Annotated in this window: 16 protein-coding genes; 7 read left to right on the plus strand and 9 right to left on the minus strand. The window is 70.0% G+C overall.

The window, feature by feature from the left end; translation table 11 throughout:
* Positions 1-30: 30 nt before the first annotated feature.
* Positions 31-525, minus strand: coding sequence for a pentapeptide repeat-containing protein (locus tag ACTIFU_RS06655; protein ID WP_439577512.1), 495 nt, complete (start codon positions 523-525; stop codon positions 31-33).
* 54 nt (positions 526-579) lie between these two features.
* Between ACTIFU_RS06655 and ACTIFU_RS06660 the strand changes: the two genes are divergently transcribed.
* The gene (locus ACTIFU_RS06660) at positions 580-1,512 is read left to right on the plus strand and encodes a hypothetical protein (protein ID WP_439577513.1); all 933 of its coding nucleotides are present in this window, start codon (positions 580-582) and stop codon (positions 1,510-1,512) included.
* A gap of 6 nt (positions 1,513-1,518) precedes the next feature.
* Here the strand turns inward: ACTIFU_RS06660 and ACTIFU_RS06665 are convergent, their stop codons facing one another.
* Positions 1,519-1,791: a hypothetical protein gene (locus tag ACTIFU_RS06665; RefSeq protein ID WP_439577514.1), complete on the minus strand. Its 273-nt coding sequence runs from the start codon at positions 1,789-1,791 to the stop codon at positions 1,519-1,521.
* A gap of 266 nt (positions 1,792-2,057) precedes the next feature.
* Here ACTIFU_RS06665 and gltA point away from each other — a divergent pair, with 266 nt between their 5' ends.
* Positions 2,058-3,374: a citrate synthase gene (gene gltA, locus ACTIFU_RS06670; RefSeq protein ID WP_439577515.1), complete on the plus strand. Its 1,317-nt coding sequence runs from the start codon at positions 2,058-2,060 to the stop codon at positions 3,372-3,374.
* A gap of 369 nt (positions 3,375-3,743) precedes the next feature.
* Positions 3,744-4,391, plus strand: coding sequence for a hypothetical protein (locus tag ACTIFU_RS06675; RefSeq protein ID WP_439577516.1), 648 nt, complete (start codon positions 3,744-3,746; stop codon positions 4,389-4,391).
* On the opposite strand, the gene ACTIFU_RS06680 is transcribed toward ACTIFU_RS06675, so the two are convergent.
* Together ACTIFU_RS06680 and ACTIFU_RS06685 are read right to left on the minus strand one after the other, a co-directional pair.
* On the minus strand, positions 4,380-5,309 hold the full coding sequence (locus tag ACTIFU_RS06680) for a glycerophosphodiester phosphodiesterase (RefSeq protein ID WP_439577517.1): 930 nt from the start codon (positions 5,307-5,309) through the stop codon (positions 4,380-4,382). The two genes, ACTIFU_RS06675 and ACTIFU_RS06680, sit on opposite strands and share 12 nt — an antisense overlap.
* 139 nt (positions 5,310-5,448) lie before the next feature.
* The gene (locus tag ACTIFU_RS06685; protein ID WP_439577518.1) at positions 5,449-6,270 is read right to left on the minus strand and encodes a sulfite exporter TauE/SafE family protein; all 822 of its coding nucleotides are present in this window, start codon (positions 6,268-6,270) and stop codon (positions 5,449-5,451) included.
* Between the two features lie 82 nt (positions 6,271-6,352).
* Between ACTIFU_RS06685 and ACTIFU_RS06690 the strand changes: the two genes are divergently transcribed.
* On the plus strand, positions 6,353-7,117 hold the full coding sequence (locus ACTIFU_RS06690; RefSeq protein ID WP_439577519.1) for a sulfite exporter TauE/SafE family protein: 765 nt from the start codon (positions 6,353-6,355) through the stop codon (positions 7,115-7,117).
* Between the two features lie 61 nt (positions 7,118-7,178).
* Entirely contained in the window at positions 7,179-7,757 is a 579-nt protein-coding gene (locus ACTIFU_RS06695; RefSeq protein ID WP_439577520.1) for a hypothetical protein, read from the plus strand.
* A 15-nt stretch (positions 7,758-7,772) separates the two neighbouring features.
* Here the strand turns inward: ACTIFU_RS06695 and ACTIFU_RS06700 are convergent, their stop codons facing one another.
* From ACTIFU_RS06700 to ACTIFU_RS06710, 3 genes are all read right to left on the minus strand, one after another.
* Complete coding sequence (locus tag ACTIFU_RS06700) at positions 7,773-7,913, minus strand: hypothetical protein (protein ID WP_439577521.1); 141 nt, start codon at positions 7,911-7,913, stop codon at positions 7,773-7,775.
* Between the two features lie 104 nt (positions 7,914-8,017).
* Entirely contained in the window at positions 8,018-8,257 is a 240-nt protein-coding gene (locus ACTIFU_RS06705) for a hypothetical protein (RefSeq protein ID WP_439577522.1), read from the minus strand.
* Positions 8,258-8,354: 97 nt separating this feature from the next.
* Positions 8,355-9,425 (minus strand): tartrate dehydrogenase, encoded by a 1,071-nt coding sequence (locus ACTIFU_RS06710; protein WP_439577523.1) that lies wholly within the window; start codon positions 9,423-9,425, stop codon positions 8,355-8,357.
* Positions 9,426-9,511: 86 nt separating this feature from the next.
* Here ACTIFU_RS06710 and ACTIFU_RS06715 point away from each other — a divergent pair, with 86 nt between their 5' ends.
* Entirely contained in the window at positions 9,512-9,850 is a 339-nt protein-coding gene (locus ACTIFU_RS06715) for a TraR/DksA family transcriptional regulator (RefSeq protein ID WP_439577524.1), read from the plus strand.
* Positions 9,851-9,886: 36 nt separating this feature from the next.
* Positions 9,887-13,564, plus strand: coding sequence for a trifunctional transcriptional regulator/proline dehydrogenase/L-glutamate gamma-semialdehyde dehydrogenase (gene putA / locus ACTIFU_RS06720; protein WP_439577527.1), 3,678 nt, complete (start codon positions 9,887-9,889; stop codon positions 13,562-13,564).
* Between the two features lie 12 nt (positions 13,565-13,576).
* Here the strand turns inward: putA and ACTIFU_RS06725 are convergent, their stop codons facing one another.
* Both ACTIFU_RS06725 and ACTIFU_RS06730 read right to left on the minus strand, forming a co-directional pair.
* Positions 13,577-16,861, minus strand: coding sequence for an error-prone DNA polymerase (locus tag ACTIFU_RS06725; RefSeq protein ID WP_439577528.1), 3,285 nt, complete (start codon positions 16,859-16,861; stop codon positions 13,577-13,579).
* On the minus strand, positions 16,858-17,007 hold the full coding sequence (locus ACTIFU_RS06730) for a hypothetical protein (protein ID WP_439577525.1): 150 nt from the start codon (positions 17,005-17,007) through the stop codon (positions 16,858-16,860). Before ACTIFU_RS06730 ends, ACTIFU_RS06725 begins: the two co-directional genes overlap by 4 nt.
* Positions 17,008-17,090 lie beyond the last annotated feature (83 nt).

Consider the following 17,090-nt stretch of genomic DNA (forward strand, 5'->3'; position numbering starts at 1 on the left):
CATCGCCGCGCCCGCGCGGCGCCACGCACGTCAGCGGCAGAGACCGACCGACCCTTCGCCGCACACCTTGCCGCCATCGATCCACCTCGCGCCGGCGAGCTGGGCGCCGGTGAGATCGACGCCGGCGAGATTGGCCCCGGTCAGGTCCGCACCTTGCAGGTTCGCGTTGAAGAACCGGGCGCGGCGCAGATCGGTCTCGACCAGCCTCGCCCCGCGCAGATCGGCGCGCGAGAAATCGGCGCTGCGGAAATTGGAGCGTGACAGGTCCGCCTCCTGCATGGTTGCCGAGACAAAGCGTGCGTCGGTGCCTTCGACCTCCACCAGCTTCGCCCGGCTGAGATCGCTCCGCTGCAGCGAGGCGTCGCGCAGGACCGCACCGGTCAGGTCGGTCTCCTGGAACTCGCGCCGGTCAAGCAGGCAGCGTCGCCAGTCCACGCCGGGCCCGGCGGGGTCGGAACAGGAGGCATGGGCAGGCGCGGCGCCGATCAGGAGCAGCGCCGCGGCAAGGACAGGTAGCGCGGGCATGGCGGCCCCTATAGAACACGATCGCTGCCCCGCAAAGAGCCGATCGACCGGGTGATGCTGCGCCGCGCCCTCGAATTCTGTGCCTATCGCGGCGCCGCGCTGCTCGCGGCCTCGATCTTCGTCGGGCTGTTCGTGCCGCCGCTCGCGCGCGCGTTCCGCTTCATCATCACGCCCACGGTGGTCGGGCTGATGACGCTGGTGCTGCTGCGCGTCGATTTCGGCGCGGTGTTCGGCTATCTGCGCCGGCCCACGCTGGTGCTGGCGCTGCTCGCCTGGCTCATGCTCGCCTGCCCGGTGCTGGTCTCGGCGGTCGTGCGGGTAACCGGGTTCGAAGGACCGCTCGCCACCGCGCTGGTGATCATGGCGACCGGGTGCGCCGCGACCTCCGCGCCAGCCTTCGCACGGCTGGTCGGGCTCGATCCGCAACTCTCGCTTGTGGCGTCGGTGCTCTCCACTCTCGTCATCCCCTTCACCGCACCGCCGCTCGCGCTAGGGCTGCTTGGCGTCGCCTTGCCGCTGACGATCGGCGGGCTCTCGGCACGGCTCGCGCTGGTGGTAGGGGTCCCGCTGCTGATCAGCCTAGCGGTGCGGCGGATCGCGGGCGAAGGCAGGCTCTCTCCCTATGGCCGCGCCATCGACGGGGCGGCGGTACTGCTCGTTTCGCTCTACGGGCTCGGCGTGATGGACGGGATCCTGGCGACGCTGGTCGACCGGCCGGGCTACGTGCTGGGCGGGATCGCGCTCGCCTTCCTGGGCAATTTCGGCTTGAACGCGGCCACGGCAGCGGCGTTCCTGCCGTTCGGCCGGCGGATCGCGCTTGCCACCGGACTGCTCTCGGGCAACCGCAACATGGCGCTCTACCTGGCGGTGATGCCCCCCGAGACCGGCTTCGACGTGCTGATCTTCTTCGCGCTCTGCCAGTTCCCGCTGTTCCTGAGCCCGTTCCTGCTCACACCGGTCTATCTCCGGCTCGTGCCGCGGGTGTGAATGCGGTCAGGCGGGCTCAGACAGCACGGTCGCCACGCCGACGACCGCGCGCAGCGATGCCCGGAGCAGGGACGCGGTCTTGCCGTCGAGTTCGATGCTGAGGCTCACGCGCAGCGTCGCCTCGTCCGCGATGGCCTCGAAGCGTCGTGGGATCAGCCCGCGCTTGGCGACCGGCTCGATCAGTCGGGGAAGCAGTCCGGGCTCGGCCTGGGCCAGCACGGTGAAGCGTCGCACGCGCCAAGCGTCATCGGGGCGATGGTCGTGGTCGGGGGCGGACATGGGGTGTTCCTGGCATTCGGGTGACGGCGAGATGCGGCCCGGCCCCTGCGCGAGGGACCGGGCGGCGAATTCGCCGCCCGCCGTGGATCACCACGAACACCGTCATGGCCCGAGCATAGCCGTGCCGTCCCCGATGTCGAGATGCGGCCACCATTCATGCTGCGGTGCAGAAGATTGCCGGACGCAGGGGCCCGGCGTATGGTGCGCGCCCATCGGAAGCCAGGATCGCGGGCAGAGCCTTGCCCGCGCGCACGCGGGATGCTGCCATGAACGAGATGTCGAAGCCCGCCACCCAGACGGTCACGGTGACGGTGGACGGCACCAACCGATCGACCAGCCTGACGCTGCTGCCGGGCACGATCGGGCCGGCTGTTCTGGACATCCGCAAGCTCTACGCCGATCTCGGGGTGTTCACCTATGACCCGGGCTATGGCGGCACGGCGGCCTGCGAGAGCAAGATCACCTATATCGACGGCGACCAGGGGGTGCTGCTGCACCGCGGCTACCCGATCGAGCAGCTCGCCGAGAAGAGCACGTTCCTTGAGGTGGCCTACCTGCTGCTCTACGGCGATCTGCCGAGCAGAAGCGAGTACGCGACGTTCGTGAAGGGTGTGACCTACCACACCATGATCCACGAGCAGCTGCGCCGCTTCTATGATGGTTTCCGGCGTGACGCGCACCCGATGGCGGTGATCACGGGCGTGGTCGGCGCCATGAGCGCGTTCTACCACGACAGCCTGGACATCAACGATCCGCGCCACCGCGAGATTTCGGCCTACCGGCTGATCGCCAAGCTGCCGACGATCGCAGCCTGGGCCTACAAGTACTCGATCGGCCAGCCGTTCATGTATCCTCGGAACGATCTCGGCTATGCCGAGAACTTCCTCTACATGCTGAACGCAGTGCCAGCCGAGTCCTACGAGATCAACCCAGTACTCGCGCGCGCGATGGACCGGATCCTGATCCTGCACGCCGATCACGAGCAGAACGCCTCGACCTCCACGGTGCGGCTCGCGGGCTCGACGGGCGCCAACCCGTTCGCCTGCATCGCTGCCGGGATCGCGTCGCTCTGGGGCCCCGCGCATGGCGGGGCGAACGAGGCGGTGCTGAAGATGCTGGCCGAGATCGGCAGCGTTGAGAACATCCCCGACTTCATCGGCAAGGTGAAGGACAAGAACAGCAACGTACGGCTGATGGGCTTCGGGCATCGGGTCTACAAAAACTACGACCCGCGCGCGAAGATCATGCAGCAGACCTGTCACGAGGTCCTGGCCGAACTCGGCATCAGGGACGAGCCGATGCTCGATATGGCGATGGAGCTCGAGAAGATCGCGCTCAACGACGACTACTTCGTCAGCCGCAAGCTCTATCCGAACGTCGACTTCTATTCCGGCATCATCCTGAAGGCGATGGGCATTCCGACCAGCATGTTCACCGTGCTGTTCGCGGTCGCCCGCACCGTCGGCTGGATCAGCCAGTGGAAAGAGATGATCGAGGATCCGCTGCAGCGGATCGGCCGCCCGCGCCAGCTCTACACCGGTGCAACGACACGCGACGTCACGCCGATCGAGGCGCGCGGCTGACCCGCCCCGGCCGGCATGCCGGATGACTGCGCGGGAGGAATCGCGTCCCATGACGTGAGCTTGACTCACGCCATGCACCATTCACGCGCTCTACTTGACGTAGACTCGCGTTTTTGGCGAACATGATGTTCCTATAGCGACCTGTTCACGCGATCCCCAGGGTGAGCGGGCTTTCGCCTCGCGGCTGGCGGCGATACCCCCATCCGCCTGTGGAAAAGGCCCGTAGCAGCCTGACCGAGCGGCAGGAATCCCGTCAGGCTCGCCGTGAATTTTCTATCAGAGGTTGATTCTTCCCACTTGCACTTTCCTCACGGTTGTCCACAAACTGACTACACTTGTAGTCGGTGCCCGTCCGAGGAGGCTGGACTCATGGAGCGGTACGCAAGCCTGGATGCGCTGGTGCGCCATCAGCTGCGCAAGTGGCCTCAACACCCGCCCGGCCTGTGGGCGCGGATCAGCAGCCCTCCCAGAGTCCTGCGCGGGCGGCCCTCTGACGCCGCCTCTGCCGTCTCGCCATTCCTGAAGCTTCCCGGCACCGACCGGCTCAAGACATTGCCGGACGGGATGTGGCTGCAGTTCGGCGGCACGCCCGCGGAGCCGTGGTGCGACGTGGTGGCGGTCGAGGCCTGCTCCTCGTTCCAGAACCTGCTCGACAAGCGCAGCCGCTTTGCCCCGTCGACGCACTCGCTGCTGGCGGTCTGTCCGCTGCCGTGGCTGCTCGCTTCGGCAATGGCGGACGATCCGACGCCGCGTTGGCGGCTCACGGGCGTGCTGAAGGCGGAACCGACCGATCCGCTGACCCTGCCGGTGCGCGACGTCCGCGTGCTCTACGGCCTGAAGGACAAGCACTACGAGCCGTTCGCGCGCAGCCAGGTGCCCCATGCGCACGAGTTCTTCTGCCCGATGGGGGCGCTGACCGCCGACCGCGGCTACGAGGCGCCGGCGATGCGGGCGCTGATGACGCGGCTCACCTCGGCCGCCAACTTCTTCGGGCCGACCGACGCGTCAACGGGCTGAGGGTACCGGCGCCGGCAGGTCCATCCCCCGGCGCGCCATCACCGTACGCAGCCGATCGGGGTAGTCGGTGATGATGCCGTCCACGCCCCAGGCGATGAGCCGGTCCATCACCGCCGGGTCGTTCACCGTCCAGGGGATGACGACCAGCCCCAACGCCCTTGCCTCGGCGACCTCTGCCTCGGCCAGGCTGCGATGATCGGGCGACCAAATCCGCCCGCCGGCCGCATGCACCGTGCGCGGGATCGAGCCGCCATGCGCGGCCGGGTCGTGCCCTGCAAGCCAACCCGAGGACCGCCCGCGGCGCGGCGAGACCGTGTCAGCTCCGCCATGCGCCGAGGTGAGCCAGGCGAGCGCGACGTCCGGCCGGTGCACCTGGAACCACTTCAGCGTGCGCCAGTCGAAGGACTGGACGATCACCCGTCCCGCCATCCCGGCCCGCTCGATCACCGCGGCGAGGCGCTCGGCCATCTCGTCAGGTGGCACGGTCAAATGAGGCCGGTCGGGAAAGATTTTGGTCTCGATATTGAACCGAACCGTATCCGCACCGAGCCGGCGCGTGAGCGCGACCACCTCGGCGAGTGTGGGGATGCGCTCGCCGTCAACCGGCACCTGCTCGGGGTAGAGCGCGGCGTAGCGGCTGCCCGGCCTGATCCGCCCGACATCGTACCGGCGCAGCTGCTCCAGCGTCAGCGCGCGGATCGGCGCGCCTGGCGCGTCGATGAACTGCCCGTCGGGGCCGCGCGTCAGGTCGGGGTTGAGCGCCGGGTCGTGACTGAGCACCACCGTGCCGTCGGCGGTGACCGCGACGTCCATCTCGAGCGTGGTCACGCCGATCGCAAGTGCCCGCGTGAAGCCAGCGAGCGTGTTCTCGGGCGCAAGCCCCCGCGCCCCGCGATGCCCCTGAACGTCGAACGCCATGCCGTCCCCTCCGACCGACACCAGGGCCGCGGCAACGGCCACAACCACTGCGCGCTTCATCGACATGGCTCTCCCCTTCCGTGCCGCTGGCGCCTTGCGCATCGGATAGCGCATCCCGTGCGGCTTGACCACGCCCGGATCAACCCAGCGTGCGCCAGAACATCCGGAGGCTGGTCAGCGCCAGGAACAGCGCGAAAAGCCGCTTCAACAGCAGCGGCGGGATCGTGTGGGCGAGATGCGCGCCCCAGGGTGCCGCCAGGATCGAGCCGACGGCGATCAGTGCGAAGCCGATCAGGTTCACGTAGCCGACGCTGTAGGGCGGCATGCGGGCCTCGCCCCAGCCGCCGATGATCGCGATGATGGTCGCCGGAATCGAGATCACGATGCCGAAGGCCGAGGCAGTGGCGACCGCGCGCCGGATCGGCGTGCCGAACATGCTCATGATCGGCACGCCGACCGTGCCGCCGCCGATCCCCATGACCGCCGAGACCCCGCCCATCGCCGCGCCGATCGCGTGCCGCGGTGCGCCTTCGGGGAAGCGGTCGCGGATCCGCCAGTCCGCGCCGGTCAAGCCGAGATTGAGCGCAACCAGCAGCGCAACGACCGCAAACACCAGCGTCAGCGCCTCACCACGCAGCACCACGATCAGCAGGGCGCCGATCACCGTGCCGGCGAGCAGCGAGGGTACGAGGCCGCGCAGGAGCGGCACGTCGATCGCGCCCTTGGCGTAGTGCTTGCGCGCCGAGACGATCGAGGTCGGGATGATGGTGGCGAGCGAGGTGGAGACCGCGAGCTTCTGCTGCACCGCCGGGTCGATCCCGAGCAGCGGCAGCACGTAGGACAGCACGGGCACGATCACGATCCCGCCGCCGACGCCGAACAGCCCGGCGAGCAGCCCGGCGATCAGTCCTGTGACCGCCGTCGCGGCGGCGAGCCCGGCAAGCCAGAGCGGGTCGTGCATCGCGGATACCCGGAGCGGTTCGGCAGCCGGCGCAGAGACGGCCGATTGATTCCGTGCCATACACCCCGCCACCGCGCCCGTCATGATCCCGATCGCCGATCCACTCTTCTACCTGCTCGCCGTACCAGCGCTGCTGCTCACCGGCATCAGCAAGGGCGGCTTCGCCTCGGGCGGGGGCAATCTCGCGGTGCCGGCGATGAGCCTGGTGATCGCGCCGCCCCAGGCCGCCGGAATCGTGCTGCCGATCCTGTGCGCGATGGACATGTTCGGCGTCTGGGCCTACCGGCGCGACTGGGACCGCCGGACCATGACGATCCTCGCGCCGGGCGCGCTGATTGGGATCGGGCTCGGCGCGCTCGCCTTCGGCGAGCTCTCCGACCGTGCGGTGAAGGCGATGATCGGCGCGATCGCGGTGGCCTTCGTGCTGCACGCCGCACTGCGCAGCCGGCTCGTGCGCGCCTCCGACGCGCCGGCGGCCGAGGCGCCGGCGAAGGGGCTGTTCTGGAGCGCGCTCTCCGGATTCACCTCGACGCTCGCGCATGCCGGCGGCCCGCCGCTCGCCGTGTATCTGCTGCCGCGCCGGCTGCCGCGCCTGCGCCTGAATGCGACCACGGTCGTGTTCTTCACCCTGGTGAACTATGTCAAACTTGTCCCCTACGCCCTGCTCGGCCAGTTGCACGGCGGCAATCTCGCCACCTCGGCCGTGCTGCTGCCGACCGCGCCGGCCGGCGTGCTGCTCGGCATCTGGCTGTCGCGGCGCATCTCCGACCGCATCTTCTATCGCGCCGTGTTCGCGCTGCTCCTCGTCACCGGGCTCAAGCTGCTGCATGATGGGCTGGCCGGGTAACCCTGTCTGACCGACCAGCACGATCATCGCACCGATCTCCTGACGAGGACCACACCCGGCCATGCCGATCCCCCTGCCCTGGGGCAAGCTCCAGACGCGCTTCGCGACCGTGCGGCCCTGGGCCGCGAAAGCCTTTCCCCAGATCAACCGCTGCGCCGTCTGCGTGAGCTATACGCTCGGCATCGAGCCATCGAAGCAGGAGGGTGACGCCACACTCGCCGACCTGCCGGGCGCGCAGCTCGGCGCACGCAAGGCCGGCGCTGGCGGTCCGGGGCTGAGCGACAAGTTCCTCGACCTGTTCTTCATCCGAGCCGCGGAACTGCTGCCGCGCGTGCAGGCGAAGTTCGGCGCGGCCGATGTCGAGGGGCGGTCGAGCGTCGTCTGGCCACGCGTCGAGGGCAAGCGCGGCGTGCTCTATCTCGAGGACTGCTACCAGACCGAGGGCGACAAGAAGGCGAACGCGGTGCTGACGTCATTCGTCGCCGGCGTGCTCGACTTCCGCGCCGAGACGCCGGAGATCTCGGTGTTCGCGAGCGGCGACCACTGGGATCTGTTCGACGGCGGCCGCATGGTCGCGGACGGCTCGCCTATCCGCAACAACGGCCACCCGGGCAAGCTCTACTTCTGGGCGGCAGCCTGACCCGCCGCGACCAGGTCAGGCCAGCAACACCACCAGCAGCGCCACCACCAGGGCGACGAAGGCAACCGCGTTCAGCACCGGCACGGCGCGATCCGGCACGCGGTCGAGCATCCGCCGCGTCAAGCCCGCGCGCATCACCACCTGACGATCGCTCATTGTCCCATCCCTTCCCGACGACGGCGCCGCAACGCCAACGCTCAAATGCTTAAGGGCCGACAACGTCAGAACAGGACGTCCCGGCCGATCCGGCCGCAGCGGCGTCAGTCGCAGGGGCAGCCTGGGGTCGGGGCAGTGCTGCGGCGCACGACATGATGGTCGATCCACTCCGCAACCAGCAGGCGCGCCTCGCTGACCGAAGCCTCGGGGTGGTGGATGCGATACAGCGTCGTGCAGGCGCGGAACGCGTCGGGGTCCGCAGTGCCGTGCGCACGCAGCTCGCGATACGCAGAGACTACGGCGCGTTCGCAACGGCGGGCGATGTGGCTGAAGTCGCGGCCCATGCAGGTTCTCCGGCCTCAGTTGCGAATGACTCGCAACTTACCCTCAAAGTTATACCGGACCGGTCCGCTCTCCTTCAAGCGGCGATCGTGCGATATGTCAGCCGGACGCGACAACCTCGGCGATCGCGCGCCCGACATCGACCGTGCCGGCCTGCCCGCCCATGTCGCGGGTGCGCGGCCCGCGCTCCAGCACCGTCTCGATCGCCGCGACGATCGCCGACGCCGCGGCCTTTTCGCCCAGGTGCTCGAGCATCATCGCGCCCGACCAGATCTGGCCTACCGGATTCGCCACCCCCTTGCCGGCAATGTCGGGCGCCGAACCGTGCACCGGCTCGAACATCGAGGGGTGGCGCTTCTCCGGGTCGATGTTGCCGCCGGCGGCGATGCCGATCGAGCCCGCCACGGCCGGGCCGAGGTCGGAGAGGATGTCGCCGAACAGGTTGGAGCCGACCACGACGTCGAACCAGTCCGGGTGCTGGACGAAATGCGCGCACAGGATGTCGATGTGGTACTGGTCCTGACGCACGTCCGGATACTCCGTGCCGATCGCGGCGAAGCGCTCGTCCCAGTAGGGCATCGTGAAGGTGATGCCGTTCGACTTGGTCGCACTCGTCAGGTGCTTCTTCGGCCGCGTGCGGGCGAGCTCGAACGCGTAGCGAAGGATCCGGTCCACCCCGACCCGGGTGAACACACTCTCCTGGATCACAAATTCGCGCCCGGTGCCCTCGAACATCCGTCCACCCTGCGAGGAGTACTCGCCCTCGGTGTTCTCGCGCACGACAACGAAGTCGATGTCCGCGGGGCCGCGATTCGCGAGCGGCGTCCTAGCACCCGGCATCAGCCGGCAGGGCCGCAGGTTCACATACTGGTCGAACGCGCGGCGGATCGGGATCAGCAGCCCCCAGAGCGAGATATGGTCCGGCACCCCCGGCCAGCCGACCGCGCCGAGGAAGATCGCGTCGCTTTCGCGCAACCGGTCCAGACCATCCTCGGGCATCATCCGCCCCGTCTTCTGGTATGTTTCGCACGACCAGTCGTACTCGGCGAGGGTGAGGCCAAAGCCGAAGCGCCGCGCCGAAGCGTCGAGCACGCGCAGCCCCTCGGGCACCACCTCCTTGCCGATGCCGTCCCCTGGGATCACGGCCAGGCGGTAGGTGCGATCGGGCATCGGCGCGTCCTCACGGCGTGTTGGGGGGCAACGGAGAGTGACGAGGCGGCGGGGTCGGGTCAATCTGCCGGTCAGGAGGTCGAGCCATGCACAACGAGGAGGCGATCCGGACGCGCCTGGTCGCCGAGCGCGCTGTTCTGGAGCAGGTGAGCCAGGGTGCGGCCGAACTGCGCGCGCCGGTGGACCTGGATCAGCAGAGCGTCGGGCGCCTGTCGCGCATGGACTCGCTCCAGGTCCAGGCGATGGCGCTCGCGACCGAGGAACGGCGGCGCCAGCAGATTGCGCGCATCGACGCGGCGCTGAAGCGGCTCGACGAGGGCACCTACGGCGACTGCGTGATCTGCGGCGAGGCGATCGCGCCGAAGCGGCTCGAGTTCGACCCCGCGGTGCCGACCTGCATCAACTGTGCGGCGCGGACCGGCTAGCCCGGCCGGTCCGCCTGCCGGTCGCGCTGCGAGGAGATCGCCGTGTCCGCCTCCCCCATCGCCGATGGGTCGGCGCCCGCGCCGTTCGATGAGCTGGCCCGGTCGGTGCAGCGCCAATCGGGGTTGCGGGCGCGCATCACGGCGACCTATCGCCGCGCGGAGCCCGACTGCCTGCCGGAACTGATCGCCGCCGCGACCTTGCCGCCGGAGCAGGCGGCGGCGGCTGAGCGTACCGCCCGCGGGCTGGTCCAGGCGCTGCGCGCCAAGGGCCGGCGCGGCGCGGTCGAGGCGCTGATCCAGGAATTCGCGCTCTCCTCGCAGGAGGGGGTGGCGCTGATGTGCCTCGCCGAAGCGCTGCTGCGCATCCCCGACACGCCCACGCGCGACGCGCTGATCCGCGACAAGATCGGCGCCGGCGACTGGCGCGCGCATCTCGGTCATTCGCCGTCGCTGTTCGTCAACGCCGCCACCTGGGGGCTGCTGATCACCGGCCGGCTGGTCGCGACGGCGAACGAGACCGGGCTGGCCGGGGCGCTGTCCCGCCTGATCCGCCACGGTGGCGAACCGCTGATCCGCAAGGGCGTGGACGTGGCGATGCGCATGCTGGGTGAGCAGTTCGTCACGGGCCAGACCATCGAGGAGGCGCTTGGGAACAGCCGCGCGCTGGAGGCGAAGGGGTTCAGTCACTCCTACGACATGCTCGGCGAGGCGGCGATGACGGCTGCGGACGCCGAGAGCTACCGGCAGAGCTATGAGATCGCGATCCACGCCATCGGCGCGGCCGCCACGGGACGCGGCCCCTATGCCGAGCCGGGCATCTCTGTGAAGCTCTCGGCGTTGCACCCGCGCTACGTACGCGGCCAGTACGAGCGGGTCATGGCCGAGCTGGCGCCGCGGCTGCACGGCCTTGCGCTGCTGGCGAAACGCTACGACATCGGCCTGAACATCGACGCCGAGGAGGCCGACCGGCTCGACCTCTCGCTCGATCTGTTCGAGGCGCTCTGCATGTCGCCGGCGCTCGCGGGCTGGCAGGGGCTGGGCTTCGTCGTGCAGACGTATCAGAAGCGCGCGCCCTTCGTGATCGACTGGCTGGTCGAGCTCGCACGCCGCTCCCGCCACCGGCTGATGGTCCGCCTGGTGAAGGGCGCCTACTGGGACAGCGAGATCAAGCGCGCACAGGTGGACGGGCAGGCCGACTTCCCGGTCTACACGCGGAAGATCCACACCGATGTCAGCTATCTCGCCTGCGCGCGCAGGCTGCTGGAGGCGCGCGCGGCTGTGTTTCCCCAGTTCGCGACCCACAACGCGGCGACGCTCGCGACCGTGCTCGCGACGGCGGGCCCCGGGTTCCGGCCCGGCGACTACGAGTTCCAGTGCCTGCACGGCATGGGCGAGTCGCTCTACGAGGAGGTGGTCGGATCCGGGAAGCTCGGCCGGCCGTGCCGGATCTATGCCCCGGTGGGCACGCACGAGACGCTGCTGCCCTATCTGGTGCGCCGCCTGCTCGAGAACGGCGCGAACTCGAGCTTCGTCAACCGGATCGGAGACGCATCGGTGCCGGTCGACGCGCTGATTGCCGATCCGGTGGCGGCGGCGCTCGCGATCACGCCGATCGGTGCGCCACACCCGCGCATCGCGCGTCCGCGCGACCTGTTTCCGACGCGCATCAACAGTGCCGGGGTCGATCTGACGAACGAGCAGCGGCTCGCATCGCTTGCCGACGCGTTGCGGCGCGACGCTGGCGCACCCCTCGCGATCGCGGCCAGAGCCGCGGGCGAACCGCGCGAGCTCCGCAATCCTGCCGATCACCGCGATGTCGTCGGCCAATGCGTGGATGCCGGACCCGAGGCGATCACTGCAGCGCTGGAGGCGGCCGAGGCTGCCCAGCCCGCCTGGGGCGCGACGCCGCCGGCGGAGCGCGCCAGGCTGCTGCTGCACGCCGCGGACCTGATGGAGCGCCGGATCGATGCGCTGATCGGCCCGATTGTGCGCGAGGCCGGCAAGACGCTGCCGAACGCGATCGGCGAGGTGCGCGAGGCGGTTGACTTCCTGCGCTACTACGCCGTCGCCGTGCGCGATGGCTTCGCCGCCGCAACGCATCGCCCGCTCGGCCCTGTCGTGTGCATCAGCCCCTGGAACTTCCCGCTTGCGATCTTCACCGGCCAGGTCGCGGCCGCGCTCGCCGCCGGCAACGTGGTGCTCGCCAAGCCGGCCGAGGAGACACCGCTGATCGCGTCCCTCGCGGTCGGGCTGCTGCACGAGGCGGGCGTGCCCGCGGGCGCAGTGCAGCTCCTGCCCGGCGACGGCACGGTCGGCGCCGCACTGGTGCGCGATGCGCGCGGCCGCGGGGTGATGTTCACCGGCTCGACCGAGGTCGCGCGGCTCATCAACCGCACGCTCGCGGACCGCCTGAACCCCGACGGACGGCCGGTGCCGCTGATCGCCGAGACCGGTGGGCAGAACGCGATGATCGTCGATAGCTCCGCCCTTGCCGAGCAGGTGGTGGCGGACGTACTCGCCTCGGCCTTCGACAGCGCCGGGCAGCGCTGCTCGGCGCTGCGGGTGCTGTGCCTGCAGGACGACATCGCCGAGCGCGTGCTGACCATGCTGAAGGGCGCGATGGCGGAGCTCGCGGTCGGCAATCCAGACCGGCTCTCGACCGATGTGGGCCCGGTCATCACGGCGGAGGCGCACGAAGCGATCCAGGCGCACATCGCGGCGATGCGCGCGAAGGGACGGCGCGTGCACGCACTTGACCTGCCGGAGCCCTGCCGCCACGGCACCTTCGTCGCGCCGACGCTGATCGAGATCGACGACATCGCCGAGCTGACGCGCGAGGTGTTCGGCCCGGTGCTGCACGTGCTGCGGTTCGAGCGCGACGGGCTCGACGCGCTGATCGAGCGGATCAACGCGACCGGCTACGGGCTCACCTTCGGCGTGCATTCGCGCATCGACGAGACGATCGCCCGGACGAGCGACCGCATCGGGGCCGGCAACGTCTACGTCAACCGAAACATCATCGGGGCGGTGGTGGGCGTGCAGCCGTTCGGCGGGCACGGGCTGTCGGGTACCGGGCCGAAGGCGGGGGGGCCACTCTACCTGCGCCGCCTGCTCGCCGCCCGCCCGCCGGAGCCGCCCCTGCCGGCGGGACAGATGACGCCCGAGGCGGCCGACTGGATCGCCTGGCTCGACGCCTCCGGTCACGCGGAGGCCGCCGCGCGCTGCCGGCACTACACGCACGCCTCGCGGCCTGGCCTCCGGCTGGAGCTTCCCGGCCCGGTCGGCGAGAGCAACGTCTACCGGCTGCATCCCCGCGGCACGGTGCTGTGCGTGGCGGAAAGCACGTTCGGCCTCCTGGCGCAGCTTGGCGCGGTGCTGGCCGGCGGCAACCACGCGTGCGTCTTCGCGCCGGCGCACCGTGCGCTGCTCGAGGTGCTCCCGCAGAGCGTCCGTCCATACGTCACGATCACCGATCGTCCCGACGCGGCACCGTGCGCCGCTGTGCTGTTCGAGGGCGATTCAGAAACGCTCCGTGTGCTCGCCCGGGACGTCGCCGCGCTCGACGGGCCGATCCGGCCGGTGTTCGCAGCCAGCCCGGCAAACGTCGGGGCGATCGCCGACGATGACCTGCCGTGTCTGCTGGTGACGGAGCGGTCCATCAGCACCAACACGGCCGCGGCCGGCGGCAATGCGACCCTGATGACGATCGCCTGACATGGCGAGCTGTCAGTGGAAGTCGCGGCTGTCGGGCAGGAAGCGGCCGGGCGCGGGGCCAAGCCGCGGACGTTTCGGCGGCGTGACGCGCGGATCGTTGTGGGCGGGGCGGCGTACCTCGTCGGCACGCGCGATCGCGCCGTCCCAGGCTGCCTCCGCCCAGCCCTTCTCGTGCAGCGTCGCGAGCAGAGGCGTGTGGTTCTCGATCCGCCTTGCGCGCACATGGATGATCGGCGCCGCGCCGTAGTCCTGCCGCTCGATCACCCCGTCCACAACCATCAGCCGCGCCCCCAGGATCGCCGACCGGAAGCGCCGCAGCACATCCGGCATCACCACGAGATTCGCATGCCCGTGCTCGTCCTCGATGGTGACGAACACCACGCCCTTGGCGCTGCCGGGACGCTGGCGCACCAACACCAGCCCGGCGAGCCGCACCCGCGATCCCGGCCGCGCCGCGAGCAGCGCGCGCGTGTCGGTGCACCCGAGTGCCGCGATCTCCGGCCGCAGCAGCGCCATCGGATGCGCCTTCAGCGAGAGCGCCAGGCTGGCGTAGTCGGCAACCACCTGCTCGCCGAGCGTCATCACGGGCAATGTCGGCTCGGTCTCGGCGAACAGATCGCCTTCGGCAGCGGCGAGCAGCGGGGCCGGACCCTCGATCGCGCGCGCCTGCCACAGCGCTTCGCGGCGCGAGAGCCCAAGCGCGGCGAACCCGTCTGCTTCGGCGAGGCGCTCCAGCGGCGCAGGGCCGAGCCGCGCGCGCCGGGCGACCTCCTCGACGGTCTCGAACGGACGGGCATTGCCAGCGGCGCGCGCCGCAACGAGCGCGGCGGCTTCGTCCGTGCGCAGCCCCTTCACCTCGCGCAGGCCGAGGCGCAGTGCGACACCGCCCGCGCTTTCCGCGCAGGGTTCGAGCGTGCAGTCCCAGAGGGACGCGTTCACGTCCGGCGGCTGCACCACCACGCCATGGTTGCGCGCATCGCGCACGATCTGCGCCGGCGCGTAGAACCCCATCGGCTGGCTGTTGAGCAGGGCGGCCGCGAACACCGTCGGGTAGCGGCACTTGATCCAGGCCGAGACATAGACCAGCAGCGCGAAGGACGCGGCGTGGCTCTCGGGGAAGCCGTAGGTGCCGAAGCCCTCGATCTGCCTGAAGCAGCGCTCGGCAAAGCCGCGATCATAGCCGCGCGCGGCCATGCCCTCGATCAGCTTCTCGCGGAAGGTGTGAATCGTGCCGACATTGCGGAACGTCGCCATCGCGCGACGCAGCCGGTCGGCCTCGTCCGGAGTGAACCCTGCGGCGACGATCGCGATCTTCATCGCCTGTTCCTGGAACAGCGGCACGCCGAGCGTGCGGCCGAGCACCGCCTCCAGTTCGGGCGAGGGGAACGTCACCGCCTCCTCGCCGTTCCGCCGCCGCAGATACGGATGCACCATGTCACCCTGGATGGGGCCCGGGCGCACGATCGCGACCTCGATCACCAGGTCGTAGAACGTGCTGGGCCTCAGCCGTGGCAGCATCGCCATCTGCGCGCGGCTCTCGACCTGGAACACGCCCAGGCTGTCGGCGCGCGAGAGCATCGCGTAGATGGCCTGATCCTCGGGCGGGACGGTGGCGAGCGTGCAGCGGCGGCCATGATGCGTTGCGATCAGGTCGAACGCCTTGCGAATGCAGGTGAGCATGCCGAGCGCCAGCACATCGACCTTCAGGATGCCGAGCGCGTCGATGTCGTCCTTGTCCCACTCGATCGTGGTGCGCTCCGCCATCGCCGCGTTGGCCACGGGGCAGAGCTCGACCAGGGGGCCGCGCGTGATCACGAAGCCGCCGACATGCTGGCTCAGGTGGCGCGGGAAGCCGACCAGTTCCTCGGCGAGTTCGAGCGTCATCATCAGCCGCGCATCGGTGCGATCCAGGCCCAGCGCCACGACGCGATCGGCGAGCGAGCCTTCGCGTCCGGGGCCCCAGGTCTCCCCGGCGATCCGGCCGGTGACGTCCTCGCTCAGCCCCATCGTGCGGCCGACCTCGCGGATCGCCATGCGATGGCGCCAGTGGATCACGGTCGCGGCGAGCGCTGCGCGCTCACGGCTGTAGCGCGCATAGATCCACTGGATCACCTCCTCGCGCCGCTCGTGCTCGAAATCCACATCGATGTCGGGCGGCTCGTTCCGTGCGGCGGAGACGAAACGTTCGAACAGCAGGTCGTGCTTGGCCGGATCGACGGCGGTGATGCCGAGCGCGTAGCACACCGCCGAGTTGGCCGCCGAGCCGCGTCCTTGGCAGAGGATGCCGCGCTCGCGCGCGAAGCGGACGATCTCGTGCACGGTGAGGAAGTAGGGCGCGTAGCCGAGCCGTTCGATCAGCGCGAGTTCGTGCTCGATCCGCGCGCGCACCTCGGCGGGAATGCCGCCGGGCCATCGTTCCGCCGCGCCCTGCCAGGTACGGGCGATCAGCGTCTGCTGCGGCGTGTGGCCCGGCTCGGTGATCTCGTCGGGGTACTCGTAGCGCAGCTCGTCGAGCGAGAAGCGGCAGGCGCGCACGATGTCGAGCGTGCGCGCGACCGCCTCCGGGTGGCGCGCGAACAGCCGCGCGATCTCCTCCGGCGGCTTGAGATGGCGCTCGGCGTTCGCCTCCGCCGCAAGGCCCAGCGCATCGATGGCGCAGCGCAGCCGGATCGCGCTCAGCACATCGGCAAGGCGGTGGCGCGCGGGTGCATGGAAGCGCACATCGCCCAGCGTCACGAGCGGTGTGCCGCAGGCGCACGCGAGTGCGGCGAGCACGTCCAGCCGGCGCTGGTCGTCACCGTGATGCAGCACGCTCGCACCAAGATGCAGCGGCAGCGCCGTGCGGCCGGAAAGCGCCATGGCATCTGCGCGCAGGCGCTCGCGGAAGGCTGCGTCGGGCGTCCCGGGCGGGAGCGCCACCAGCACCTGGCCGTCGGCGTGCGCAAGCAGGTGCTCGCGGCCGATCCGGCACTCGCCCTTCGGCGCGTTCATCCTGCCGTGCGACAGCAGACGGCAGAGCCGGCCCCAGGCGGCACGATCCGTCGGGTAACACAAGAAGGATGCGCCGTCTGTGAGATCGAGCCGGGTAGCGGGCAGAAACCGCAGCCCGTGCGCCTTCGCCGCAAGATGGCCGCGCACCAGGCCGGCGACCGAGTTGCGGTCGGTGATCGCGAGCGCGGAAAGCCCGAGCGCGCGCGCGGTGAGCACCAGTTCGTCGGCATGGCTCGCGCCCTCGAGGAACGAGAAGTTCGAGACCGCCTGCAGCTCGGCATAGGCAGGGCGTGGATCGGGCGTCAGTACCGTCTCAGGAGATGAATCAGCGACGGGTCTGCTGGGCCCCGGAAGGTGAGCCACAGCAGGATCAGCACGACGAGCAGCGCCATCACGCGCCAGAACCCGAGGCGCTTCAGCCCGGCGATCACGCGGCTCGGCCAGTGCATCATGCGCGACGTGCTCCGACGCCATCAGCCGAACCATCCATGCACGAACCATTCGGGCGCGCCATCCGTACGGCGTGCGAACACCC

The sequence above is a fragment of the Elioraea sp. genome (assembly GCF_051860475.1).
Lineage (GTDB): Bacteria > Pseudomonadota > Alphaproteobacteria > Acetobacterales > Acetobacteraceae > Elioraea.